Raw genomic sequence first — 25,131 nt, 5'->3', positions numbered from 1 at the left:
GCCGCGACCGCGGTCGTCGCGTTTCATGGCCGCAGCCGACCTTTGCCGCCGTCCGTACCCTCCGCCGCCGAGAGACGATGACCCGCGCTGCGAACGTCGCCCTCCTTCTCACCGGCTTCGTGGCCGGGCAGGGTTCGATCTTCGCGGCCCAGACATGGCTCGCCGCGGTCGGCGACCTCGATCTGCTGGCGGGCTTCGGCACGCATTATTCCTTCGCCATCCTCGCCATCATCCTCGTGGACGGCGGCGCGGCGACGATCCTGGCCCGCCATGTCGCAGCGAGCGTGGCGGGGCGCCAGACGGACGACCAGGTTTGGCGCCTGTTCTTCGAGACCACGGCGTTTCGTCTCGTGATGGCGGCGATCGTGATCACCTGTGCGCTCGTCTATGTCGCCGCCTTCGCACCGAGCACGTTCTCGCGCGACTTCGTTCTGCTCGCCCTGCCCGGCCTGGCGATCTGGACCGCCAACCCGATCGGCTTGCTGGACGGCCGCGGCGCCAGTGGGCTGAGCGGCGTCACGGGTGCGGCAGCCTACACGGCCTGCGGCCTCGGGCTCGTCGTGGCGCATGCCGCCCCGCCTGCTCTCGCCGGCGGGATTGTCGGCACCGCCTTCTCGCTCGGCTACGTCGTGACGGTCACGGTCCAGTGGCTCGTGCTGGCGCGGCACGGTGTCGTTCCGCGCTGGCACGGGCTGTCGCGGGCGGGCCTCGGTCGCGCGTTCCGTGACGGGATCGCGATGCAGCTCCAGTTCCTGCCGAGCCAGGCGCCGGCGCGGGTTCAGCTGCTGCTCAGCGCCGCGTATCTCGGCGCCGACACGACCGCGCTCTTCGTCTACGTCAAGCAGATCGTCACGGGGCTCGCCCTGATCGTCTCGTTCGTGCTGCGTGCCGAGTTCCCGGGCCTCGTGCGGACCATGCTGCGGCCGCAGGCGGCGCCGGTGCGCGCCGCCGTCACCGCACAGATTCTCACGCTGTCGAGCGCCGTCGGACTCACGCTGCTCGCCGCCGCGGCCGCCGTCGTCCTCGACGTGGTGCCGCAACTGGGGCGGCTCGGCACGGTGGCGTGGGTTCTCCTCGCCTTCGCCCCCACGCTGCTGACCGCCTATCTGCCGATCCTGTTGTCGCAGGGCCTCGCGGCCCGCGGCTCCTTCGTGGGCATCGCGGTCGCCGCGACGGTCGGCGCCGCCGCCAATGTCGCCACGAGCTGGCTGCTGGTCGGCGCTTGGGGCATCCTGGCTTTCCTGGCCGGCGAGATCCTGTCTCATGCGGTCGCGCTGGCGATCGTCGTCGGACTGCTGAAGGGGAGCGCTACGAGCGCCACGAGCGCCACGGCCGGGTGCGCCGCGAACTCCGTCGACGCGGCCGGACCGGCTCGCGCCTGACGCGGAACGCCTCACCGCGGAATGCGTCTCACGGTGTTACGGCGGACCAACGCGCCGGCGACGCCGACGTCGACCACCAGGCCGTCGCGTGACGCCCCGATGGTGTTGCCTTCGACGATCACGTCGCGCACGCCGGGCGACGCGGCGACGTAGCCCCGGACCGCGATATGGGCATCCTCGTCGAGACGGTTGCCGCGGACGATCACGCCCTGAACCAGCGGCGGCCGGCCGGGCGCGTTGCTCGGCTGCAGCCCCTGCACGGCGATCGCCGCCTCGAAGGCGAGATCGCTGCGCTCGTGGATGGCGCGGTAGACGTTCCCTTCGAGAATGCGATTGTCGAGCACCTGCACGCGCCAGCCGGGCTGCATGTGATGATAATAGAGGCCGGTGACGAGATAGCCCGCGGTGCGCACCGCACGGTTCTCCGCCACGACATGGTCGAGCCCGGTGCCGTAGCTCTGCACGGCCGGCCCGGTGTCCTCGAAGCTGTTCCCGACGACCAGATAGTTCGATTGCGCCTTGACGATGGTGACGACCGAGGTGGCGTCGAGCGCAACCGGCAACGGGCGCTCCAACCGGACGCGAAGCCGCGCCGGCGTGCCGCTCCTCTCGAACCGCGCGACCCGCCCCGACGCTCCGGTCCCGCGTCCCTCGACGACCATCACGACCGCACCGACGCCGAGCCTCTCGGGGTTCGGCAGGTTGCGCAGCGCCGGATCGGACGGCTCGCCGTCGAGCGACAGCGTGTCCGGCGCAAGCGTGCTCGCGGCACCGAGATAGTAGCCACCCGGCGCGTCCGACGTCACCGCCTCGCGATCGTGACCGTAGAACCCCTTGAAGGTGTTCCCGGACACGAAGATGTTCCGTGACGTCGTGACGGTCGGCGCATTCGCGTTGAAGGATCCGCCGGACGCCTGCAGATCGCCCCCGATCACCCGATTGTCCTCGAAGATCAGGCGATCGGCGCCGACGATCTCGTAGCTGCCGTAGCGGCCGGCAGCCAGCGTGTTGCCCGTGACGACGGCGTCGCGCGCTCCGAGCAGATGGAGCGAGCGGCCGGTGCCGAGGATGTCGCAGTCCGCCACCACGATCCGCCGACCGCTCAGCCGGAGCGTGTCGGGCGCCAGCTGGCCCGGAAAACTCGCCGCCAGCCGCGCCGTCCGCGCCGCCGCCTCGTCGGGCCGCAGGTGCCCGAAGAAGGCCGAGGCGCGAATGCGGACGCGCCGGATCTCGATGTCGGCGGAATCGGGCTCGGCGGCGTCGCCCCCCGTGAACCCACCGGAGACGACGTGGCGATGATTCGAGGCATACACGGTGAGATCGCGCAGGCCGAAGCGCGTGAAGCCCTTGATCAGCGCGTCGGGTGGCGTGGCGAGGTCCGGCCAGACGAGGCTGACGAGATCGGTGCGCTCGCCGGCGAGCGTGACGCCCGGCGGAATCTCGAGCCGGTCCGAGACCAGATAACGACCGCGCGGCAGATAGACGGTTCCTCCACCGTCGCGCCCCGCCGTCTCCAGGGCGCTCGCGATCGCCCGCGTGCTGTCCCGGCTCGCGTCGCCGACGGCCCCGTAAGCGCGGACGTCGTAGGTGCGCCCGCCCGCCTCGGCGCGCGGCCGCACCGTCACGCGCCCGGCCTCGACCACGTCTCGCGCGGCTCCCTCGCCGTTGAAGATCTCGACCTTGTAGGCCCCGGCCCGGATCGCATCCGGAACGACGAAGCGCGCGCTCCAGAGATCGCCCTGCGCCGGAGCGAGCTCGACCGGCGGACCGGCGGCCTCGGGCACCAGCCGCAGACGCGCCCGCTCCGAACGCCTGACGATGTCGCGCCCGAACACGCGCAGCCAGCCGCCCGGCGCCACCGTGTCCCCGCCTTCGGCCTGCAGCCAGTAGACGACCGGTGCATTGAGCCGGATCGTCACCTCACCACCGGCGTGAGTCAGCGTGACCCGGTAGAGGCCCGCGGCGAACGCGGCCGGAACCACGAACTTGAACGAGCCCGGCGTCCGTTGCAGAAGCTCGAGCGCGGTCGCGTTGCCGACGTGCCCGGCATCGTCGATCCGCGCGATGCGCGCCGCCGTCACCACGTCGAGGTCGGCGCCGGAGACCAGAACGGCATCGTCGGGCCCGACCGGATCGTTGTGCCAGAACACCACCGGGTCGGCGGCAGCCGCCGCGGACCGCACGGTCGCCGCGAGCAGGACGGCGATCGTCGTCCAGCGTCGCCGCGTCACGACGTTCCGCTCTGCCGTCAGCCGCGTCGTGCGTCCCGTCTTCGGCATCGCTACTTGGGCGCCGCGCCGGCTCCGGTCGTGCCGGCCGCGGCCGGCGAAGCATCCGCCGCGGGCTTGTCGAGCCGCTCGACCTTCGCCTTCTTGCGCAGCCCGTCGACCAGGGCGAGCTGGGCCTGGCGCGCGATCAACGTCTTCAGGCGGTCGCGGATGGTGTCGAGATCGGCGGGCTTGCGCAGACGCTCGTCCTCGAGCTTGACGACATGCCAGCCGAACTCGGTCCAGATCGGGCCGACGACGGCGCCTTTCGGTCGTCCGATGACCACCTCGGCGTATTCCTTGCCCATCTCGTTGCGGGTGCGGAAGCCGAGGTCGCCGCCCTCGCGCCGGCCCGGCTCGCTCTCCGTCAGGGCGATCGTGACCGTCTCGAAATCCTCGCCGTTCTCCAACCGCTTCAGCGCCGCCTTGGCCTTCTCCTCCGCCGCGGCCACGGCCGCCTTGTCGGTCTTGTCGGGGAAGCGGAACAGCATGTTGCGGATGTGATACTCCGTCTCCGGCTTGACGCTGGCGACCGCCTCCTCGTACTTGCGCCGGACGCTTTCCTCGGTGACGGCGTTGGTCGCCGTCGTCTCGAGAAGCTTGTTCATCAGCGCCTTCTTGCGGGTGAACTCCATGCGGCGCACCAGATCCGCCTCGTCCCCGATCTTCTGCTCGACCGCCGCCTTGTGCAAGACGGTGAGATCGGTCAGGAACGTGATCAGATAGTCGCGCCGCCGCTCCGGGTCGTCGCTCGGCAGGCTGCGCCCGAAATCCTCGTCGGCGAGCCGCAGATCGCTCTCGCGGATCTCGACGCCGTCGACGCGCAGCACCACCGGATCCCTGCCCGCGGTCTGGGCCGGCGCGGCACCCGCCGAGCCGATCAACAGGGCGGCGGCGATCGCGAACGCCAGGCGCCGCGCCGCGCCGGTTTCGACGTGGCGGAAAGCGGAGAGCGAGGTCATCGGTGGAGTCCTTGGTTACGCCTTCGGGTCGAGATCGCGCGACCGGAACTCGGGCTCGCCTGCGAGCGCGCCCGCGAGCCCGAGGGCGCCGCGCGACGCCATGTTAGACGAGCCGAACGTAACGCTCGTATGATATGGCGGCGTCATCTCGATGACGCGGGCGCGGGCGCGCCCACCGACGGCGTCGCCGTCCGGAAGACCGGGCCCGCGATGTCCCGGACCGGCGCGAACAACAGCAGCAGCACCATCACGCCGTGGGTGTCGCCGAAATTGAACATCTGCGGCTCGAAGAACGTTCCGAACGCATAGGCACAGAGGCCGCCCGCGCGCGCCGCGAGGATAAGACGGCGATCGAGGGGCGTCGCCCCGAAGGCTCGCGCGACGGCCGCCGCACAGGCGGCGACGAGCGCGACGATCATCAGGATGCCGCCCGTCACGCCGAACTCGACGACGATCTTCAGATAGCCGTTGTGGCCGCCTTCCAGCGGGCTCGCGCGCTTGAAGCCGATGCCGAGCGGATAGTCCACGATCGACTTCAGGGCGTTCAACCACAAGTCCTCTCGACCGCTGATGCCGGAGTCGAAATTGCGCATCGGGTCGTCGACCGCGAGGATCGCGGTGATCTGTGGGCCGAACAGCACGGCCGCCGCGACGACGGCGGCGAAGCCCGCGATCAGCTTGGGACCGAGCGGCCGGTAGAGAAGCTCGCGCACGACGAAGGCGATCGTGCAGCCCAGGACGGCGAAACGCGAGCTGACCAGCACGGCGAGCACCAGGCACATCACCCGGATCGCCACCATCACGGGTCCGGTACGGAACTGCGCGAGCACGAAGCCCGACAGCATCGACGCCCCGACCGTGTTCGGATGGATGCCCCCCAGCGCGCGCCCCTCCGGCAGGCCGAGCACGGCGATCGCCGAGAGGCCGAACAGCACGATCACGCCGGCGGCACCGGCCGCCAGGAGCGACAGCGCGGCGATGTCGAGCGTCCACACCACGGCCAGCGCCGCGATCGTGGCGAGGAGGACGAGCGTGTATCCGATGCCCGCCAGCACGTCCTGCTCGTCGCCGTGGAACTGCAGCACGAGGGCCGCGCCGATCAGCGCCAGCATCACGGTTTGCGGGGCTTCGAACGCTCCCGCCGCGCGCAGCACGCGCCTCGGATAGAGGACGACGGCGGTGGCGACGAACAGGCCCCATCCGAGGATCTGAAACAGCCCGAACGACGCCACGTTCCCGGTCTCCGGCTCCGCGCCGATACGGGGAAAGTGAATGAACGCCCACCACGCCCAGAAGGCGACAGAGAGGAGCAGGGCCGACGACACCGGCCCCGACCTCGCGTGGAGGTGCCCCTCCTGATGACCTCCGCCGGCGTAAGGCGGGCGTGCCGGGAGCCGCACGGACCGTCAGGCCACGGGCTCGGCCAGGAGATCACGCACCACGGCCTCGTGCTCCGGCTTGGCCAGGACGTAATCGCCGAGGCAGATGACGTCGAGGCCGGTGCGCAGGAAGCAGCTCATCGCCTGGGCCGGCGTGTCGACGATCGGCTCGTTCTCGTTGAAGCTCGTGTTCAGCACCATCGAGACGCCGGACAGCCGGCCGAACGCGGCGATCAGATCGTAGTAGCGCGGATTGGTCTCGCGCTTGATGCTCTGCAGGCGGCCGGTGCCGTCGACATGGGTGACGCCGGGAAGCCGGTCGCGCCACGCGGGGCGGATCTTCACCACGTGCATCATGAACGGGCTGAACACCGACTGTTCGAAATAGGTGCCGGTCTCCTCGTGGATCACGGTCGGCGCGAACGGCCGGAACATCTCACGGCGCTTGATCTTGGCGTTGATCAGATCCTTGATCTCCGGCCGGGTCGGGTCGGCCAGGATCGAGCGGTTGCCGAGCGCCCGCGGTCCCCATTCGGAGCGCCCCTGATACCAGCCGATCACGAGGCCGGCGCGGAGCAAGCGGGCCGCCATGTCGGCGACGCGGTCGGGCGCGATCCGGTGCACGGGCAGGTTCGCCTGGTCCGCCGCGGCACGAACGACGGCGTCGTCGTAGTCCGGGCCCCAATAGGCGTGCGTCATGTGGAACCGCTCGCGACCGCCGAGAACGTTGTGCCACGCCCACAGCGCGGCGCCGAGCGCGAGCCCTTCGTCGGACGCGGCCGCCTGGAGATAGGGCTGCTCGAACGGAGTGTCGCGCAGCAGCCGCGCATTGGCGACGCCGTTGAGGGCGCATCCGCCCGCATAGGCGATCTGCCGCGACGGCACGAGGTCGTGCAGCTTGCGGAAGCAGTGCATCGCCACGTCCTCGAAGCGAACCTGGCAGGAGCGTGCGATGTCGCGATCGCGCTGCGTCACCTCGCTGCCGCGCAGGCGCGGCGCCCCGAAACGGGCCGCGAACTTGTCGGTGAAGAGCCGCCCCATCGCGATGCGGCCGCGCTCGTCGAGGCGGCCCGACTCGCCGCCGCCGTGCATGCCGAAACAGCCGGAAGCGAGGCGGAACCAGCCGCCGTCCGGCGTCGTCACGAGCTCGCGCATCTGCGCCGCGTAGGCGTCCTCGCCGAACGGGGCGAGGCCCATCACCTTGTACTCCTCGCCGAACTCGTCGAAACCGATGAACTGACAACAGGCCGTGTAGAAGAAGCCCAGGCTGTCCGGCAGGTTCACGCGCGCGATCGGCTCGATCCGCGTGCCCTCGCAGCGCGCCGCCATGGCGCTGACGAAGTCGCCGCTGCCGTCGTAGGAGAAGCCCGCCGTGAGCGTCTCGAAGGGCGAGCAGTAGTATGCGCTGGCGATGTGCGAGAGATGGTGCTCGACGTTCACGACCCGCGCCGTGACGCTCTCACGGCCGACGTCGCAGGCCGCGGCGACCCAGTCCATCAGGCCGGTCTCGCGCCGCGCCCGCCGCAGATGCTCCAGCGCGGCGCGGGTTCCGGACACCGGATTCGCGAGGACGTGGCGGATCCGGGCGGCGCGGCTCTTCGTCGTGTCGCGCGGCACCGCGACGACGTCGAGGTCGCGCACCGTGATGCCGGCGATGTCGAGCACGGCCCGGATCGCCTGCGCCGGAAACGCCGAGTCGTGCTTGACGCGGCGCCCGAACCGCTCCTCCGCGACGGCTGCGACGAGCTTGCCGTCGAGAACCAGCGCGGCGGAGGAATCCGCGTGATGCAAGTTCAGCCCCAGGATCGCAGCCATCGCACGTCTTTCCTCGCTCGTCGGCACGGTCGCCGACCCGACCATGAAGTTCGCTCGTCCGGCGAGCGTCACGTAACAACGGTTCGATGTAACGCAGACGACAAGGATCGACGAACGGTGGAGACTGTGCCAATCGCGGCCCGGCGACGAGCGCCCGACGACGAGCGCACGGCGACGAGCGCCCGGCAGCGACGCGGGCGCATGCGGGCCGGGTGGATCACGCCTCGCGGTCGCGGGCGCGCGGGCCGGCCGTGACGACGGCCGCGCGCCGTCCGCCGACATAGTAGCCGTCACGACCGTAGCGCATGTGCGGCTCGAAGCGGTCGAGCCGGGCGAGATCGGCCTTGTTGAGGATCGCGCCGATCATCCGGTCGCGCACCTCCGGCGCCGCCGCGAAGCAGGCCTGCGCGACGCCGAGCGGCGTCCGTGCCCATTCGATCACGAACACGAAGGATCCGATCGCCTGCGCGGCCGCGCGCACGTCGACCACCGGGCCGATCGGCGGCAGGTCGACGACCACCCAGTCGTAACGCGCCGCGAGCCGGTCGAGCAGCGCCCGGAACTGCGGCGAGGCGACGATTTCGTCGGTGTGCACGCGCGCGTCGTCCGGCAGCGCCGGCAGGATCGACAGGCCGCTCTCCGGATCCGTGACGATCGCGGCGGTGACGTCGCAGCCGTCGTCGAGGACGTCGGCGAGGCCCTTCGCGGGGATCGGCGCGAGGCAATCGGCGAAGGTCGGGTTGCGCAGATCGGCGTCGATCAGGATCACCCGCTTGCCGGCATGCGCCATCAGGCCGGCGAGATTGGCCGCCACGGTCGACTTGCCCTCCCCCGGCAGCGACGAGGTGACGCCGATCACGGTGCGCCGCTCGATCGCGCCGGCGAGCTCGACCGCCACCTTGACGGCGCGCAGCCCCTCGGCGAAGGCCGACAACGGCTGCTTCACGGCAAGCCGCTTGGTCGGGTCGCTCCAGGCGACCACGTGGGGCCTGTCCACCGGATCCTCACCCTGGCGATCGGCGTCGACCCCCTCACCGGCCCCCCGCGCCGCGACACCGCCGTCCCCCGCGCGCCGGGCGGACCGCGGCAGCGGCCTCGACCAGGACCATCGCGCCGACCGGCTCTCGCCGGCGGCCCGCACGGTCGGAAGCACGCACAGGCACGCCGTGCCGAGCCCGGTCTCGATCTGCCGCCGCGTTCGGATACTCTTGTCGAAGCCCTCGCGCAGCGCCGCGATACCGAAGCCGGCCATCAGGCCCATCGTGCCCGCGATCGCCAGGACCAGCGAGGTCGCCGGTCGGCTCTTGCGGGTCGGCGGATCGGCGGCGCCGATCACGCGCGCCTCGGTGAAGGGGAACGACTGCTGCTGGATCGCCTCCATGTAGCGCTGCAGGAAGGTGTCGTGAATCGTGCGATAGACCTTGGCGCTGCTCTCGAGATCGATCAGGCCGAGGCGATCCCGATTGGTGAGCTGGCCCTCGGAGACCAGGCCGGCCAGCGCCTTCTGAAGGTTCTGCTCGCGGGCGCGGGCGATCTCGTAATCGCTGCGGAAGCCGGCCGCCATCCGGCCGAGCTCGTCGCGGATCGCCCGGCGCAGCTCGTTCATCTTGGCACGCAGCTCGATCGCGGCGGCGTGATCTTGCCCGTAGCGGGCCGACCAGCTCGCCTCGCGGGTCGCGTGGTCGAGATAGCTCTTGCGCAGCGAGTTGACGACGTCGCTGCGCAGCGACTCGGCGACCGTGCCATCGTCCACGTCGCGCGCGAGGATGTCCTCGATGCGATCGAGCTTCGCCTTCGCCTCCCCGGTCGCGACACGCGCGTTGACGAGCTGCGTGTTCAGCTCGGAGAGCTGCTGCTCGGTCACCAGGCGGCCGTCACCGCCGCCCTCGCCGCCCGTCTGCGCGCCGCCGATGTCGACGATGTTCTTCTTTTCCTTGTAGTCGAGCACGGCCTGGCGGGCCGCCACCGCCTGTGTCTTGAGCTCCTCCAGGCGCGCCTGCAGCCAGCCGCTGGCCCGCCGCGTCGACTGATACTTGGCGTCGAGCTGATCGACGATGTAGGCCTCGGCGAGCGCGTTGGCGATCGTCGCGGCCCGCACCGGATCCCGCGACGTGTAGCTGATGTCCAGCGCATAGGTCTTGCCGACCCGCACGACCGACCGGTTCTCCAGGAAGACGTCGACGGCCGCCTGCACGGTCGATCCGGCCCGACCCGCGGAGCCGCCGCCGGACAGGCCCAGCGCGGCGAGCAGCACGCCGCGGCGCGGCGCGGCGAACTCCGGCGTCTCGGCGAGCGAGAGCTGCTCGACGACCGCGAGCGCGATGCTGCGCGACTTCAGGATCTCGACCTGCGACTCGATCAGCGCGGCGTCGGACGAATAGTCGCTCACCGCGGTCGGCTGGCCCGGCGGCCCTTTCGCCTTGCTGCTGTCGATCAGCAGCGTCGCCGTGGCCGTGAACATCGGCGGCGTGACGATCAGATAGGCGACACCGATCGCGAGGCTCGCGGCCACCGCACCGATCACAACGACGGCCTGACGCCGCAGGATCCCGACGAGTTGCTCGAGCAGTTCGGCGAGCGAGCCGGTGGCCTCCGCTTGATCCCGCGATGGGAGATCGCTTCTCGACACGGTGGCTCCACGCATGAGCGATACTGTCGGCGAATCCACTGTCGGTGCATCCACTGTCGGCGAATCCACTGCCGCCGCACCGACCGCTCGACACCGATCCGATCGATCGGATCGATCGGATCGATCGGTCGGTTCGCGGTCGCATGCCGCTTCAATGGGATATCATCGTGAAGACATCATGACATGGTGGCGCGAGGCGCCATTCGCGTGACTTTCGACGTCGGACATGCCGACGGTCGGCGCCGCCGCATGCGTGGCTATCCCGGCCGCGTTCCCTCCGCGGCGCATTGTTCCCCGCCGGTCCCGGGCGACGTCCCGGATCACACAAACGTTAAGATACTGTAACCGAGTAATGTTACGGACGATCTCATAAAATTAACGTTTTCTTCATGGGTCCACCCTTGTCGATCGTCCACGAACCGTCCCTCGCCCCGGTGGCGTCCGCCGCCGCGCCCCGCCGGAGCCTTCCATCGGGCCGCATCGACCTTCTGTTCATCCTGTGCGACCTGGCGATCGTCGTCGGCGCCGGGCTGGTCGGAAGCATCGCCTTCGCGATGCTGGCGCACGGCGAGGCCGGCGACGTCGCGTCCCAGGCGGGGCTCGGGCTGATCGCGGGCGTCGCCTACGCGCTCGCGGCCCATCACTTCGGGCTCTATCGCCTGGAGAGCCTGCTGCGTCACCAGCCCGACGACACGCCCGTCTCGGCGAGCTGGGCCTTCGCCGTGCTGATGGTCGCGATCACGCTCTTCCTCCTGAAGATGGGGCCCGAAGTGTCGCGCGGCTCGACCCTCGCGCTGGGCCTCGTCGGCTGGATCGCGCTCGTCGGATGGCGTCGGCTCGCCAAGCGACGGCTGCGCAGCGCGCTGGCGGACGGCACCATCAGCGGGCGGCGCGCCGTGCTGATCGGAACCGCGGACGAGCTCGCCCAGTTCGGCTGGCGCGACCTCCTGGTCCGTTACGGCATCGCCGAGGTCGACCGCATCACGCTGCCGCCCGACGACGGGACCGTGCACGTCTCACGCGCCCAACGCGCTGCCGTCGAGCGCGCCGTCGCGCGGATCCGCACCAGCTTCGACGAGACCGTGGACAGCATCGTCGTCGCGCTGCCTTGGACCAGCACGGCCCAGCTCGAGGTCGTGATGGAGGAGCTGCGCAGCGTGCCGCTGGCGGTCTGGCTGCTGCCCGACCGCGCCGTCTCGACCGTCCTGCAGCGGCAGGCCGGCCCCTGCCGGCACGCCTACCTGGTCGAGACGCAGCGCGCCCCGCTCACCGCGCTGGAGCAGACCGTGAAGCGCGTCGTCGACGTCGGGATCGCGGCGACGGCCCTCCTCGTCCTGTCGCCCCTGATGCTCGCCACCGCCGTCGCGATCAAGCTGGAGTCGCCCGGCCCCGTGCTGTTCCGCCAGCGGCGCCACGGCTTCAACGGTCGGCCGTTCCTGATCTACAAGTTCCGCACCATGACGGTGATGGAGGACGGCGCGACTGTCGTCCAGGCCCAGGTCGCCGACCCCCGTGTCACCCGGCTCGGGGCCGTCCTTCGCCGCACCAGCATCGACGAGCTCCCGCAGCTCTTCAACGTCCTGCGCGGCGAGATGTCGATCGTCGGGCCGCGTCCGCACGCGATCGCCCATGACGAGTACTACGGCAAGATGATCGCGAACTACGCGTTCCGCCATCACATGAAGCCCGGAATCACGGGCTGGGCGCAGGTGCACGGCTTCCGCGGGGGAACGCCGCGCCTCGAGCTGATGCAACAGCGCGTCGCACTCGACCTCTGGTACGTCGCCAACTGGAGCGTTTGGATCGACCTCCAGGTGATGGTGAGGACCGTCGTCGAGGTTCTCCGTCAACGCAACGCATTCTGACGACGCGGGCCCATCCGCCCGTATCCCGCGAATCCAAAGTACCGCCCTGATCGACCGCGGCATCGCGTGGAGCGCCGTTCCGCCGACGCTGGGAAAACCTCTCGGTGCTCGCAGGAATGTCACTGCGATGTTGCCGAGCGTTGCTAATCGTTGCCGAAGACCCGGCGGGCGGCCTTCTCCCTCGACATGCGGTCCGGTGATGGGTGTGAGGTGATCGATGGCTCGGCCTCTGGACTGGTTTCTGCCCCCGGACGACGCCCCGAAAGCCGAGCACGAACGCGACGTGCAGGCTCTCGGTACGACGCTCCGAGAGGATGTCCGGAATCGTTACATGAAGATCCTCGAGGACGAGAACCGCGTCCTGGCGCGCATCGCGGCCGAGACTCGCGTCGAGATCGATCGGCTTCACGCCATTCTGCAGGGCCGGACGGACGCCGTCTGAAGCATCCGCGAGGTTTCCGCGCGGGCCGTGAGCGCGGGGCACGAGCGCGGGGCACGAGCGCGAAGCGGGACTCGGCCCGGTGCTCGCACCGACGTCGTCCCGGTGCAGCGGTTCACCCGGTCACCGGCCGCGCCCGCCTCCCGTCTCCGAGGATCGGCGCCGGGGCGAGCAGGATGGTCGCCGCCGTGGTCACGAGCGAGGCGCCGAGCACCAGCCGATCCTGCCCGACCGCGGCGCGCAGCCGCGGCAACAGCAGCGCGCCGAGGATGGCCCGGCGTCGACGCCGCCCAGCATCAGGCCGTAGAAGCCGGGACTGCCGCCGAGCTCCTGGCGGGCGACCAGCGGCAGAAGCGCCCACACGGCGCTGGCGAACAGGAAGAACAGCACGGTACGCCACAGCAGGCGGTGCATGTCGGGGCTCGATCCCGCGAAGCGAAGGCCGGCCCGCAGCACCCCGCCGAAATGCTCGCGCAGCGCGTCGTCGGCCGCCGTGCCGAGCCGCCACCAGATCAGGGCGCCGATGACCACGACGTAGCTCGCGACGTCGAGCCCGTAGGTGACGGCGGCTCCGAAGGCGGCCAGCGTGACGCCACCGAGCGCCGGGCCGACCGCCCGCGCGATGTTGAAAGCGAGCGACCCGCCGAAGACTCGTGATCCCGGGGCGCCGTCATCCCGGCCGACGCGGACGGGCGGCGAGCAGCGCCGCCGTCACCAGCCCGCCGACCATCGCGACGTGCTCGAAGAAGGTCGCCGCCTGGCGGGCGCGCTCCGGCCCGTCGAAGGTCCAGAACGCGTGCGCGAGCAGCGTGGCGGCGACCGTGAAGCCGGCCAGCAGCCCGGCCCCGAGCCAGCACAGGCGGCGGGTGAGGAACAGGGCGGACCCGACGAGTTCGGTCACGATCACGGCCACGGCGATCGGCGCCGCCGGCTGGACGCCGAGCCCGGCCACCTCGGCGGTGGCGCCGGAAAAGTCCAAAAGCTTGACGACGCCGCTGATCAGGAACGGCGCCGCGAGCGCCAGTCGGAGCAGATAGTCGAGCCCCGGACACCCGAACAGGCGGGCGACGGGGGCGGGTAACGCAAATTCGCTCATGGTACCTCCTATACAGTGTCCCGGTGATCAGTTCGGAGACCCGACGCTGGTGTGGCCTTCACCTCGCCCGGCCGCGGAGAGGTCGACGCGCGGAGCGCAGCGGGTCGGACGGGCCGCCCGCTCGATGATCCAGCCGGCGTCGACCCCGCTCACCCCGGCCCTCTCGCCGCCGGGGAGACGGAGCCGCGCCACGCTCGCCGCATCGTCGGAGAACGCCCGCACCATCGTCCCCGTGCGGCCGACCCATGCATCGTGAGACCTGTGCTCGAGCTGGCCGTTCGGGAGAGGATCCTGGCCGAGCCGAGCCGAGCCGATCGATCGGAGCACGTGTCACGGATCGCGATCAGAACGCCCAGCAGGAGCAGCCGAGCGCCCCCCAGAAGGATCGCGCGTCCGACACCGGCATGTCCGCGGCCCAGGCGGATGCATGCGCGTGACCGTGAACGCCGCAGCCGGTGGCGCAGCCGCAGGCGCCGGCGGCCGCCGCCGTGACGCTTTCGGCGACGAAGGCCCGACGCGACCCACCGGCTTCGGCCCGCATCTGATAACCGCCGAAGCGGCGCACCGGCGACCAGTCGGGCATCGCCGGCGGCAGCGGCGGGGCCAGATCGGAAAACTCCTTGTCACCGTGCACGGGCGCCCCGCCGAGCAGCGTCAGCACCGAGGTGATGTCCTGGATCGTGTCCTCGGGCACCGCGAAGAAATCGTCCGACAGTACGGCGAGATCGGCGAGCTGGCCGGCCTTGACCTGGCCCTTCTTGCCGGGCTCGGTCGAGAACCAGGTGTTCGCCTCGGTCCACAGCCGCAGCGCGGTCGCGCGATCGAGCCGGTTGGCGGCCGGATAGAGCGGCAGGCCGCCGAGCGTCCTGCCGGTGACGAGCCACGAGAGCGAGACCCACGGATTGTAGGAGGCGACGCGGGTCGCGTCGGTTCCGGCGCCGACCGGCACGCCGGCGGCCAGCATGCGCCGCACCGGCGGAGTGCGCTCGGCGGCGCGCGCGCCGTAGCGGGCGACGAAGTCTTCGCCCTGGAACGCCATGCGGTGCTGGACCGCGATGCCGCCGCCGAGCGCCGCGATGCGATCGATGTTGCGGTCGTCGATCGTCTCGGCGTGATCGAAGAACCAATGCAGCCCATCGAATGGTATGTCGCGGTTCACCGTCTCGAACACGTCGAGAGCGCGCGAGATGGTCTCGTTGTAGGTGGCATGCAGGCGCCACGGCCAGCGCTTCTCGGCGAGCAGCCGAATCACCGGCTCGAGGTCGCCCTCCATCGAGGGGGGCATCTCGGGACGCTCGACACGGAAGTCCTCGAAGTCGGCGGCCGAATAGACCAGCATCTCGCCGGCGCCGTTCGCCCGATAGGTGTCGTCGCCCTGCCCGGGCTTCACCTGGCCGGCCCAGGAGGCGAAGTCCTTCAGCTCCTCCTTGGGCTTCTGGGTGAACAGATTGTAGGCGATGCGTACCGTGAGCTGGCCCTCGCGGTGCAGCTCCTCGATGATCGCGTAATCCTCGGGGTAGTTCTGGAAGCCGCCGCCGGCGTCGATCACGCTGGTCACGCCGAGCCGGTTCACTTCGCGCATGAAGTGCCGCGACGAGTTCTTCTGATACTCCGGCGGCAGCTTCGGTCCCTTGGCGAGCGTCGCGTACAGGATCGTCGCGTTGGGTTTCGCGACCAGCAGCCCGGTCGGATTGCCGGCCGCGTCACGGACGATCTCGCCGCCGGGCGGTGCCGGCGTGTCCTTGCCGTAGCCGACGGCGCGCAGCGCGGCGCCATTCAACAGCGCACGGTCGTAGAGATGCAGGATGAACACCGGCGTGTCGGGCGAGACCGCGTTGATCTCCTCGAGGGTCGGCAGCCGCTTCTCGGCGAACTGATGCTCGGTGAATCCGCCGACGACCCGGACCCATTGCGGCGCGGGCGTGCGATCGACCTGGTCCTTCAGCATCCGCATCGCGTCGCCGAGCGAGCGCACGCCGTCCCAGCGCAGTTCCATGTTGTAGTTCAGGCCGCCGCGGATGATGTGCATGTGGCTGTCGATCAGGCCCGGGATCGCTCGGCGGCCGCGCAGATCGATTCGGCGCGTCCGCCGGCCGGCGAGCGCGATCACGTCGCGATCGCTGCCGACCGCGACGAAGCGGCCGTCCCTGATCGCGACCGCGGACGCCTCCGGCGCGCCGCGGTCGAGCGTCGTGATCTTGCCGTTGAACAGGACGAGGTCGGGGGGCGAGGCGGGTTGAGCGGTCACGCTGTCTCTCGTGGAAAGGCCGGCGGCGAGGGCGACGAGCGTGCCGACGACGGTCCGGCGGTCGGGGTGTTTCACCACGGCGGGTCTCCCGGTTCGGGGGTCTTATCGGGATCGCGGCGGGCTCGTGATCAGGACGGCTCGTCGCTCCTGGCCGGACTCCGGGAGGCCGGACCACGGGACACGGCGGGCTCGCCGCCCGGAAGCGGGCCGAGCACGTGCTCGGCGCAGGTCGTGCGGACGAAACCGGCGACGTCGTGCCCGCCGATCAGCCGCTTCACGACCGGCACGATCTGCTCGCCGAGCAGGATGCCGAGCAGGCCGATCAGCGCGATGGTGGGCGGCGCCGGCGAGCGCACGCCGATGGCGCTGTAGACGACGCCGACCAAAAGGCCGGCGCCGAGCGACAGGAGATAGGCTTTCAGATCGGGCATTCTCTTCGTCCCGTCGGCTGATTGTCTCGGCGTCTTCGCCGGGGTCGAGCCCGTGCATGACGGCTCACGGCATGGCTCACGACATGGCGCACGGCCTCCGCTCGTCCTCGCGCAGGCGGGGATCCAGGGGCGGCACGGCGGAGAGAGACCCTGGATGCCCGCTTGCGCGGGCATGAGCGGAACGTGACGCGAGGCTGTTCGGTGGCCGAAGCCGTCGTCAACTCTTGATGAAGGCGAGCAGATCGGGATCGATCACGTCGGCGTGCGTGGTGAGCATGCCGTGCGGGAAGCCCGGATAGACCTTCAACGTCCCGTTCTTCAGCAGCTTGACGGCGAGCTTCGCCGAATCCTCGATCGGCACGATCTGATCGTCGTCGCCGTGCATGACGAGCGTCGGCACCGTGATGGCTCTCAGATCCTCGGTCTGGTCGGTTTCCGAGAACACCTTGATGCCGTCGTAATGCGCCTTGGCGCCGCCGATCATGCCCTGACGCCACCAGTTCTGGATGGCGCCCTGCGACACCTTGGCGCTCGCACGATTGAACCCGTAGAACGGGCCGGAGGCGACGTCGAGATAGAACTGCGCGCGGTTGGCAGCAAGCGCGGCGCGGAATCCGTCGAACACCTCGATCGGTAGGCCGCCTGGGTTCTTCTCGGTCTTCAGCATCAGCGGCGGAATGGCGGCCACGAGCACGGCCTTGGCGACGCGGCCGGACGGCTGGCCGTGCTTGGCGACGTAGCGGGCGACCTCGCCGCCGCCGGTCGAGTGGCCGATATGGACGGCGTTCTTCAGGTCGAGATGCTCGACCACCGCGAAGGCGTCGGCGGCGTAGTGATCCATGTCGTGCGGACCGCTCACCTGGGTCGAGCGGCCGTGGCCGCGGCGATCATGCGCGACGACACGGAAGCCACGCTGGACGAAGAACAGCATCTGGGTGTCCCAGTCGTCCGACGACAGCGGCCAGCCGTGATGAAAGACGATCGGCTGGGCGTCCTTCGGCCCCCAGTCCTTGTAGAAGATGTCGACGCCGTCCTGGGTGGTGACGAAGGGCATGGGAGTGCTTCCTTTCGGTTTGGTGGAGGTCTCGTCTCGGCACGCGCCGGAGACGACGACGGCTCGGCGGGAGGGCCGGCGACGGCGGCGAGTGCCGCGGCGGGCGTCGCAGTCGGCGCCGCTCATGCGGCGCTCTTGGCGTGGCCCTCCGAGGCACCGAACATCGTCTTGGCGTAGATGATGCCGAGCCCGTAGGCGCCGCCGAACTGCTTGGCGATGCCGGTGGTCATGTCGTAGGTGCCGATGCGGGCCCAGTCGCGCTGCAGCTCGAGCAGATACTGGAGCGAGGTCATCGGCCGCGCGCCGGCCTGCACCATGCGGTCCATGGCACGCCCGTGCGCCTCCTCGGAGATGTCGCCGCAGGCGTCGGCGATCACGTAGACCTCGAAGCCCTGGTCGAGGGCCGACAGCGCCGGGCCGACGATGCACACGCTGGTCCACAGGCCGCACAGCACGACGCGGTCCTTGCCGATGCGGTTGACCTCGGCGATCACGGGACCGTCTTCCCAGGTGTTCATCGAAGTGCGGTCGAGCAGCGCCTGGCCCGGGAAGGCGTCGGTGATCTCGGAGAACATCGGACCCGAAAAGCTCTTCTCGGCGACGGTCGTGAGAATGGTCGGAACCTGGAAGCCCGCCGCGGCGTGAGCGACGAGCGCCGCGTTGTTGCGCAGCGTGACGGCGTCGATCGACTTCGTCGCGAACGACATCTGCGACTGGAAGTCGATCATGATCAGCATGTGATTGCCGGGATCGACGAGCCTCTTGCCGGGCGTGGGGGTTGCGGTGGGCATGCGAGCTCCTCTGACTGTGTATGCGCAGTTTTACGGAGGAGCGCGGGTTCGGGACAATTGTGCCCTGGTATCGCCGGCCCTGGACCTGCGGATAGGGCGACGTCGCGTCACACGCCGAGCGCCGCGTGCAGGCAGGCGAGCAGTGCCTCCGGCTGCACGGGCTTGACGAGATAGCCGAAGGCCCCGGCCCGCATCGCGATGCCGCGGCTCGCCTCGTCCGGATAGGCCGTGATCAGGATGGTCGGCATCGTGATGCCCGACGTGCACAGGACGTGCTGAAGTCCGAGCCCGCTCAGGCCCGGCAATCGGACGTCGGCGACCAGACAGTCGACCTGCCCGGCGGCGCTGTCGGCGAGAAAGCTCTCCGCGTCGGCGAATCCGCGGGCCGAGAATCCGAACGCACCGACGAGGCTGATCAGCGCGGCACGAACGGAGCCGTCGTCCTCGACTATCGCCACCGATGCATCGCTCAACGCCGCATCGCTCGCCATCGCGCTCCTCGCCGCCGCACCGGCCGAGTGCCGGGCCCCGGCAGCGTCGGGCGTGCCCGGGGCGATGGCAATTGTTCTTGTCGGTCGCGCGTCTACGCCCTTACGGTATCCTCGGCGAGGCGATCGGCCATGCGCACCAGGTCGGGCAGCGACTTGGCCTTGAGCTTCTGCATGATCTGGGCGCGATGCACCTTCACGGTGACCTCCGAGAGTTGCAGCCGCCCGGCGATCTGCTTGTTGAGCAGGCCGCCGGCGACCAGCGGCATGATCTCGCGCTCGCGCGGCGAGAGCGCGGAGAAGCGCTCGCGCAGCTCCGCCATGCGGGCGGCCCGCTCGCGTCGCGATCGGTCGATCGCGATCCCCTTGTTGACGGCGTCGAGCAGATCCTGATCACGGAACGGCTTCAGCAGGAACTCGATCGCGCCCGCCTTCATGGCCGCGACCGACATCGGCACGTCGCCGTGGCCGGTGACGAAGACGACCGGTAGGTCGATGCCGCGTCGGCCGAGCTCGCGCTGGACCTCGAGCCCGCTCTCGCGGCGCAGCCGCACGTCGAGCACCATGCAGCCCGGCAGGTCGGGACGCTCCGCCGCGATGAAGGCCTCGGCGGTGCCGAACACGTGCACGTCGTGCCCTTCCGAGCCGAGCAGACTCTCCAACGAGGCACAGACGGAGGGGTCGTCGTCGAGCACGAACACGGCGGATTGCTCGGTCATCGCGGCACCTCCGGGACAATGGCGGGTACGAGAGCGGTGGGAATCAAGAAACTGAAGACGGCGCCGCGCGGATTCGCCGGCACGGTCCACAACCGGCCACCGTGCGCTTCGGCCACGGCGCGGCAGAACATCAGGCCCATGCCCATGCCCTCCGGCTTGGTGGAGACGAACGGCTCGAAGATGCGCTCGGCGAGCTCGGGCGGCACGCCGGCGCCGGTATCGGCCACGGAGACCTCGGCCTCGCCGCGCTCGACGCGCCGCGTCGCGATGCGCAACCGGCGCTCCCGCCCGGCCGTCGCCGTCATCGCGTCGATGGCGTTCTCGACCAGGTTGGCGACCACCTGGCGGAGCTGCAGCGCGTTGCCGATCACCGGCGGCAGCGCCGGATCGAGCGCGAACTCGATCGCGATGCCGGCGGCACGCGCCTCCGAGGCGGCGCCTCGCACCGTCTCGCGCAGCAGCGCGTTCAGATCGAGCGGCTCGCGCTCCTGCGCCCCGGTCATGAACATGGTGCGGATGCCGACCACCACCTTGTTGGCGCGATGGCCGTCGGCGACGATGCGGCGCAACGCGGCGTCGACCATGTCGAGCCGCGGCTCGGCCTTGCCGAGCCAGCGCAGCGCCGCGTCGGCATTTGTGACCATGCTGGCGAGCGGCTGGTTGATCTCGTGCGCGATGGACGCCGACAGTGCCTCCATGGCGGTGAGGCGATCCTGGCGGGCGCGGCGCTCGGCGGCGACCGCGCGGGCGAGCCGGAGATGCACCGTCGTCGTCTCCGACAGCAGCACGAGCAGCACGATGCTCGCCGCGGCCAGACCGTAGAGCCGGCCGGCCCACCAGCCGACGCCGAGCCGCGTCGCGCCACCGAACCACGACATCAGCGCGAGCTCGACGGTCAGCGAGACGAGGACCAGACAGACCCACAGGTCGAGGGCGAAGCGGCGACGCCACACGAGGATCGACATCGCGACGCCGTAGAGAACCACGGCGACGGCCGGCACGCGGTACCACAGCATCGTCACGTCGCGAGCGTCGGCCATGAAGCCGGGCAGCGCCGCCTGTCCTTCGAAGATCGGCCACAGGCACACGGCCGCCAGTGCGGCCACGGCCAGCACGGTGCGCAGGATGGGCACCAGGCTCCGCCGGCTCGTGTCGGAACGGACGGGAGCGAGCGCGTAGCCGAGAACGAACAGCGGAAAGCCGAGCCGGCGGACCGCCGCGATCGCCGCCGTGGTCTGCAGTCCGGCGTCGACGCCCAGAGCCGAGAAGACACCTGGAAAGGTGAGTGCCCAGGCCGGCACCATCAGGGCCGCGAACAGATAACCGGCAGCGAGTCGCAACAGCGCCCGCGAACGCTGGACATGGAACATGGCGAACAGGAGCGCCGCCGTCAGCGTCTCGAGCACGAAGCTCGCCGCCGCATAGGCGGGGACGAGAATCTCGGTCCCCTGTGTCGGCTGCCGGGCGAACGGCGCCGTGCCGACCAGCGCCGTGACCAACGCGAGCACCACCATCACGGCGACGCCCGCCTGCGTCGGCGTGGCGTGGAACATGGCCGCGAGCGCCCCGCCGCGCGGCGCCGTATCGGCCGCCGCACCCGCGGCCGGGATCGGGGCCGACGCGGACGCGAGCCCGGTCGCCGGCGTGAGACCGCCGAGTGTGCGGGTCGATGTCGTCATGGCTCGGCTGGTCGTCTCCGCTGCGGGTCGGGCACGGCGACCGTGCGCGTCGGGGAGACGCGAGGCGAGTAAATTTCGGTAAACCTCGCCCCGCACGAGGTGACCACGTCGCCGGGCTTCGACATCGTTCTCAGGCGCCGCACACATCGTCGCGAGCGCCGCGAACCGGATACCGCGGTCGGAGTTCATCGAGGACGACGACCGTTCCTCACGACCCGGAGACTTCCGATGCCGTCACTGGACGCGGTCGCGACCAAGACCGAACTCGCGACCAAGACCGCCCTCGCGACCCCGACCGATCTCGCCCGCAACGCCGTCTCGGGCGTCGCCGAGGCGCTCAACGGCGTCCTCGCCGACACGTTCGCGCTCTACCTGAAGACGAAGAACTTCCACTGGCACATGTCGGGCCCGCATTTCCGCGACCACCACCTGATGCTCGACGAGCAGGCGAGCCAGATCCTCGCCACCACCGACGACATCGCCGAGCGCGTGCGCAAGATCGGCGGCACCACGTTGCGCTCGATCGGCGACGTCGCACGCCGCCAGCGCATCGCCGACAACGACGCCGAGTTCGTGCCACCCGACGCGATGCTGGCCGGGCTCGAGCAGGACAACCGCGCGCTCGTCGAGACGCGGCGGGCCGCCAAGGAGATCGCCGACGACGCCAAGGACAACGCCTCGTCGAGCCAGATCGACGACTGGACGGACGGCGCCGAGCGGCGCGCCTGGTTCCTGTTCGAGACGACCCGCAAGCGCTGAGGGCTCGTCCCGACGCCGATCCGCTCGCCGGATTCGGCTACCATCGTGTAAGGCATCACTGGCCCGAGACGATCGGCCGGCCTGTCGCAACGTGTTCCGAACGTCCCCGACGGATTTTGAGGTTCCTGCCGTCCGCTTCTATGATGAAGCATCAGAGGCGGCAACGCGGGGACGTGCAGTGGATAAGCCGGCGCATGCCGGACCGGGCCGTATCATGCGCTTCGGCCCCTTCCGGCTGAGTCCGGCTGAGCTCGTTCTGCGCGAGAACGACCAGGCTGTTCGAATCGGTCATCGGGCGCTCGACATCCTGCTCGCCCTGGTCGAGCGCGCCGGCGACCTCGTCACCAAGCAGGAGCTGATCGCCCGGGCGTGGCCCAGGATCTTCGTCGACGAGGCCAACCTGAAGGTGCATGTCGCGGCGCTGCGCAAGGCGCTACGCGACGGCCAGGCCGACGTCCGCTACATCGTCAACATTCCCGGGCGCGGCTACAAGTTCGTCGCGCCGGTCAGGATCGTGGAGGAGCCCGACTCGCCGCGTTCCGAGGCGAGCGTCGCCGCGCCGCCGAGCAACCTTCCGGCGCCGCTCGGCAGCGTCGTCGGCCGTTCCGACCAGGTCGAGGCGATCGTGCGACTGTTGTCGGATGCCCGGCTGGTCACCGTCGTCGGTCCGGGTGGCATCGGCAAGACGACGGTGGCGGTCGCGGCCGCCGAGCGGCTTCTCGCGCGCTTCCCGGACGGCGTCTGGTTCGTCGACCTCGCGCCCGTGACCGACCCGGCGCTGGTGCCGACCGCGCTCGCCGCGTTGCTCGGGCGTCCGGTCCGCTCGACGCTGCCGATCCCCGAACTGATCACGTCGATCGTCGACAAGGCGATGCTGATCGTGCTCGACAACTGCGAGCATCTGGTCGCGGCGGCCGCCGGCTTCGCCGAAGCGCTGGTGCGCGATACCGCGTCCGCCGTGCTCGCCACCAGCCGGGAGCCGCTGCGCGCCGCCGGCGAGCGCGTGCTGCGGCTGCCGCCGCTCGCCGTGCCGGACCGCAGCGACGGCGTGACCGCGGCCGAGGCGCTGGCCTATCCGGCGGTTCGCGTGTTCGTCGAGCGTGCGATCGCGACCCGCGACACCTTCACCTTCACGGACGTCGAGGCGCCGCTCGTCGCCGCGATCTGCCGCCGGCTCGACGGTATCGCGCTGGCGATCGAGATGGCGGCCGGCTGCGTCGACTCGCTCGGGCTCGCCGATATCGCGCGTCTGCTCGACGACCGCTTCCATCTGTTGACGCGGGGCCGACGCACGGCGCTCGCGCGCCATCGGACGCTCGAGGCGGCGCTCGACTGGAGCTACGGCCTGCTGCCCGCGCCCGAGCGCCTGATCTTGCGCCGGCTCGGCGTGTTCGCCGGCTGGTTCACGGTCACGGCAGCCGAGGCCGTGCTGCCGGCCGACGAGATCGGCCCGCTCTGCGTCGCCGAGGCGATCGCGAGCCTCGCCTCGAAGTCGCTCGTCGTCGTCGACGTCTCCGGCGAGACGGCGCGCTATCGCCTGCTCGACACGACGCGGGCCTACGCGCTCGAGAAGCTCGCCGAGGCGGGCGAGCTCACCGCCGCGAAGCGCGCCCATGCCGCGCATTGCCGCGACATGTTCGTCACCGCGGCGCGCGACTGGGATCTGCTCCCGACCGCGACGTGGCGGGCGACCTGGCAGCCACTCGCCGACGATCTGCGCGCCGCGCTCGACTGGGCCTGCGGCCCGGACGGCGATGTCGGGCTCGCCGTCGCCCTCACGGTCGCGGCCGTGCCGCTGTGGCTCGAGCTTTCGCTGATGGAGGAGTGCCGCGTGCGCACCGAGCGGGCGCTCGCGTCGCTCGAGCAGGCCGGCGCAGCGGAGAGCCCCGAGGCGATGCGGCTCTACACGGCACTCGCCTGGTCGCAGATGTACACGTCGACCCGGACCCGCGCGACGAGCGCGATATGGGCGCGTGCGCTGGCTCTGGCGGAGGCCTCCGGCGACGTCGATCATCAGCTCCGCGCGCTGTGGGGCCTGTGGGCGGATTCGAAGAACCGCGGCCGGTTCCGCGACGCCGCCGCGATCGCCGGCCGGTTCAGCGCCCTCGCGAAGACGACCGGGCAGAGCAGCGACGTGCTGGTCGGCGAGCGGATGATCGGCGACTCGCTCCACTTCCTCGGCGAGCAGGACGCCGCCCGCCAGCACATCGAGCGCATGCTCGCGACCTATCGGGCGCCGCGGCATCGCTCCGATCTGGTCCGCTTCCAATTCGATCAGGTCGTCACGGCCCGGATGACGCTGAGCCGCGTCTTGTGGCTGCAGGGCCGGCCCGCCCAGGCGTTGCGGATGGCGACCGAGACGGTCGCCGCCGCGGAGGCGCTCGATCATCCGCTGTCGCTGTGCAACCTGCTCGCCCAGGCCGCCTGTCCGATCGCCTTGATGATCGGCGATCTCGACACGGCGCGGCACTGGATCGCGCTGTTGATCCGGCTCACCACGCGCGACGCGCTGCACGGGTGGCGCACTTACGCGACCTGCTTCGAGGGCGAGGCGCTGCTGCAGTCCGGCGATCTCGCGGGCGGCATCGCGCGGCTCCAGGCCGGCGTCGACACGCTGCGCAAGGCGACCTTCGTGCAGTATCTCACGTGCTTTCTCGGCCAGCTCGCCGTCGGCCTGTGCCGGGCCGACCGACTCGACGAGGCGCGCACCGTGATCGACGAGGCGTTGACCCGCTGCGAGGCGACCGACGAGGCGTGGTGCGTGGCCGAGCTTCTGCGCATCAAGGGCGAGATCGCCGGCCGCGATCCGGCCGACACCTCGGCCGCGGACTGGTTCGCGCGGTCGCTCGACGTCGCCCGCGCCCAGAAGGCGCTCGCTTGGGAGCTGCGGACGGCGACCAGCATCGCGGCTCACGCCCGACGCCGCGGCACCGACACGCGCATCGGCGTCGCGACGTTGCGCTCCGTCCTGGGACGCCTCCCAGACGACGCCGCGAGCGCCGACGTCGTCGCGGCGCGGGCCGTGTCGGCGAGCCTAGAGGTTCAGCCCCGCGATCCGTGACGGCCGCGTCGCCGCGGACGCGCGAAGCCCCGACGGTCCAGCCGATCAATCCGTCGTCGGTCCCCCG

The 25,131-nt window shown here is 70.6% G+C and carries 18 protein-coding genes; 4 read left to right on the top strand and 14 right to left on the bottom strand.

Annotation, left to right across the window (positions count from 1 at the left end):
- Positions 1-77: 77 nt before the first annotated feature.
- Entirely contained in the window at positions 78-1,382 is a 1,305-nt protein-coding gene (locus tag ACFSOX_RS16030; RefSeq protein ID WP_378478817.1) for a hypothetical protein, read from the top strand.
- An 11-nt stretch (positions 1,383-1,393) separates the two neighbouring features.
- Here ACFSOX_RS16030 and ACFSOX_RS16025 read toward each other — a convergent pair whose 3' ends face one another.
- From ACFSOX_RS16025 to ACFSOX_RS16005, 5 genes are all read right to left on the bottom strand, one after another.
- Entirely contained in the window at positions 1,394-3,661 is a 2,268-nt protein-coding gene (locus ACFSOX_RS16025; RefSeq protein ID WP_378478816.1) for a glycosyl hydrolase family 28-related protein, read from the bottom strand.
- A 2-nt stretch (positions 3,662-3,663) separates the two neighbouring features.
- Positions 3,664-4,611: a peptidylprolyl isomerase gene (locus tag ACFSOX_RS16020; protein WP_378478815.1), complete on the bottom strand. Its 948-nt coding sequence runs from the start codon at positions 4,609-4,611 to the stop codon at positions 3,664-3,666.
- 143 nt (positions 4,612-4,754) lie between these two features.
- Entirely contained in the window at positions 4,755-5,843 is a 1,089-nt protein-coding gene (locus ACFSOX_RS16015; RefSeq protein ID WP_378478814.1) for an O-antigen ligase family protein, read from the bottom strand.
- Between the two features lie 174 nt (positions 5,844-6,017).
- Positions 6,018-7,805 (bottom strand): carbamoyltransferase family protein, encoded by a 1,788-nt coding sequence (locus tag ACFSOX_RS16010; protein WP_378478813.1) that lies wholly within the window; start codon positions 7,803-7,805, stop codon positions 6,018-6,020.
- A 217-nt stretch (positions 7,806-8,022) separates the two neighbouring features.
- Positions 8,023-10,434 carry a Wzz/FepE/Etk N-terminal domain-containing protein gene (locus tag ACFSOX_RS16005; protein ID WP_378478812.1) on the bottom strand — a complete coding sequence of 804 codons (2,412 nt, stop codon included), beginning with the start codon at positions 10,432-10,434 and terminating at the stop codon, positions 8,023-8,025.
- 389 nt (positions 10,435-10,823) lie between these two features.
- Here ACFSOX_RS16005 and ACFSOX_RS16000 point away from each other — a divergent pair, with 389 nt between their 5' ends.
- Positions 10,824-12,299, top strand: a complete 1,476-nt coding sequence (locus ACFSOX_RS16000) for an undecaprenyl-phosphate glucose phosphotransferase (protein ID WP_378478811.1) — start codon at positions 10,824-10,826, stop codon at positions 12,297-12,299.
- 631 nt (positions 12,300-12,930) lie between these two features.
- Here ACFSOX_RS16000 and ACFSOX_RS15995 read toward each other — a convergent pair.
- From ACFSOX_RS15995 to ACFSOX_RS15955, 9 genes are all read right to left on the bottom strand, one after another.
- Positions 12,931-13,323, bottom strand: a complete 393-nt coding sequence (locus ACFSOX_RS15995) for an MFS transporter (protein ID WP_378478879.1) — start codon at positions 13,321-13,323, stop codon at positions 12,931-12,933.
- Between the two features lie 85 nt (positions 13,324-13,408).
- Positions 13,409-13,834, bottom strand: a complete 426-nt coding sequence (locus ACFSOX_RS15990; protein WP_378478810.1) for a DoxX family protein — start codon at positions 13,832-13,834, stop codon at positions 13,409-13,411.
- Between the two features lie 343 nt (positions 13,835-14,177).
- Positions 14,178-16,157, bottom strand: coding sequence for an amidohydrolase (locus ACFSOX_RS15985; RefSeq protein WP_378478878.1), 1,980 nt, complete (start codon positions 16,155-16,157; stop codon positions 14,178-14,180).
- Between the two features lie 53 nt (positions 16,158-16,210).
- Entirely contained in the window at positions 16,211-16,504 is a 294-nt protein-coding gene (locus tag ACFSOX_RS15980; protein WP_378478877.1) for a DUF1427 family protein, read from the bottom strand.
- A gap of 226 nt (positions 16,505-16,730) precedes the next feature.
- Positions 16,731-17,567 carry an alpha/beta fold hydrolase gene (locus ACFSOX_RS15975; protein WP_378478809.1) on the bottom strand — a complete coding sequence of 279 codons (837 nt, stop codon included), beginning with the start codon at positions 17,565-17,567 and terminating at the stop codon, positions 16,731-16,733.
- A 122-nt stretch (positions 17,568-17,689) separates the two neighbouring features.
- Positions 17,690-18,358, bottom strand: a complete 669-nt coding sequence (locus ACFSOX_RS15970; RefSeq protein ID WP_378478808.1) for a hydrolase — start codon at positions 18,356-18,358, stop codon at positions 17,690-17,692.
- A gap of 107 nt (positions 18,359-18,465) precedes the next feature.
- The gene (locus ACFSOX_RS15965; protein WP_378478807.1) at positions 18,466-18,849 is read right to left on the bottom strand and encodes a response regulator transcription factor; all 384 of its coding nucleotides are present in this window, start codon (positions 18,847-18,849) and stop codon (positions 18,466-18,468) included.
- Positions 18,850-18,941: 92 nt separating this feature from the next.
- The gene (locus ACFSOX_RS15960; protein WP_378478806.1) at positions 18,942-19,565 is read right to left on the bottom strand and encodes a response regulator transcription factor; all 624 of its coding nucleotides are present in this window, start codon (positions 19,563-19,565) and stop codon (positions 18,942-18,944) included.
- Complete coding sequence (locus ACFSOX_RS15955) at positions 19,562-21,244, bottom strand: sensor histidine kinase (RefSeq protein WP_378478805.1); 1,683 nt, start codon at positions 21,242-21,244, stop codon at positions 19,562-19,564. Before ACFSOX_RS15955 ends, ACFSOX_RS15960 begins: the two co-directional genes overlap by 4 nt.
- A 228-nt stretch (positions 21,245-21,472) precedes the next feature.
- On the opposite strand from ACFSOX_RS15955, the gene ACFSOX_RS15950 reads away from it, so the two are divergent.
- Together ACFSOX_RS15950 and ACFSOX_RS15945 are read left to right on the top strand one after the other, a co-directional pair.
- Positions 21,473-22,003: a Dps family protein gene (locus ACFSOX_RS15950; RefSeq protein ID WP_378478804.1), complete on the top strand. Its 531-nt coding sequence runs from the start codon at positions 21,473-21,475 to the stop codon at positions 22,001-22,003.
- Positions 22,004-22,217: 214 nt separating this feature from the next.
- A complete protein-coding gene (locus ACFSOX_RS15945; RefSeq protein WP_378478803.1) occupies positions 22,218-25,064 on the top strand; it encodes an ATP-binding protein in 2,847 nt (948 codons plus the stop codon).
- Positions 25,065-25,131 lie beyond the last annotated feature (67 nt).

Origin of the sequence: Rhodoplanes azumiensis (genome assembly GCF_042682915.1) — a bacterium.
Lineage (GTDB): Bacteria > Pseudomonadota > Alphaproteobacteria > Rhizobiales > Xanthobacteraceae > Rhodoplanes > Rhodoplanes azumiensis.
The sequence above is the reverse complement of the archived record's forward strand: the minus strand, read 5'-3'. Positions and strand labels throughout refer to the sequence as shown.

What these genes read in the sequence shown, in the direction of transcription:
- ACFSOX_RS15970 (WP_378478808.1), bottom strand. Translation starts at nt 18,358, where the DNA reads ATGCCCACCGCAACCCCCACGCCCGGCAAGAGGCTCGTCGATCCCGGC.
- ACFSOX_RS16030 (WP_378478817.1), top strand. Translation starts at nt 78, where the DNA reads ATGACCCGCGCTGCGAACGTCGCCCTCCTTCTCACCGGCTTCGTGGCC.
- ACFSOX_RS15965 (WP_378478807.1), bottom strand. Translation starts at nt 18,849, where the DNA reads ATGGCGAGCGATGCGGCGTTGAGCGATGCATCGGTGGCGATAGTCGAG.
- ACFSOX_RS16010 (WP_378478813.1), bottom strand. Translation starts at nt 7,805, where the DNA reads ATGGCTGCGATCCTGGGGCTGAACTTGCATCACGCGGATTCCTCCGCC.
- ACFSOX_RS15945 (WP_378478803.1), top strand. Translation starts at nt 22,218, where the DNA reads ATGCGCTTCGGCCCCTTCCGGCTGAGTCCGGCTGAGCTCGTTCTGCGC.
- ACFSOX_RS15960 (WP_378478806.1), bottom strand. Translation starts at nt 19,565, where the DNA reads ATGACCGAGCAATCCGCCGTGTTCGTGCTCGACGACGACCCCTCCGTC.
- ACFSOX_RS16000 (WP_378478811.1), top strand. Translation starts at nt 10,824, where the DNA reads ATGGGTCCACCCTTGTCGATCGTCCACGAACCGTCCCTCGCCCCGGTG.
- ACFSOX_RS16025 (WP_378478816.1), bottom strand. Translation starts at nt 3,661, where the DNA reads ATGCCGAAGACGGGACGCACGACGCGGCTGACGGCAGAGCGGAACGTC.
- ACFSOX_RS15975 (WP_378478809.1), bottom strand. Translation starts at nt 17,567, where the DNA reads ATGCCCTTCGTCACCACCCAGGACGGCGTCGACATCTTCTACAAGGAC.
- ACFSOX_RS15955 (WP_378478805.1), bottom strand. Translation starts at nt 21,244, where the DNA reads ATGACGACATCGACCCGCACACTCGGCGGTCTCACGCCGGCGACCGGG.
- ACFSOX_RS16020 (WP_378478815.1), bottom strand. Translation starts at nt 4,611, where the DNA reads ATGACCTCGCTCTCCGCTTTCCGCCACGTCGAAACCGGCGCGGCGCGG.
- ACFSOX_RS15950 (WP_378478804.1), top strand. Translation starts at nt 21,473, where the DNA reads ATGCCGTCACTGGACGCGGTCGCGACCAAGACCGAACTCGCGACCAAG.
- ACFSOX_RS15990 (WP_378478810.1), bottom strand. Translation starts at nt 13,834, where the DNA reads ATGAGCGAATTTGCGTTACCCGCCCCCGTCGCCCGCCTGTTCGGGTGT.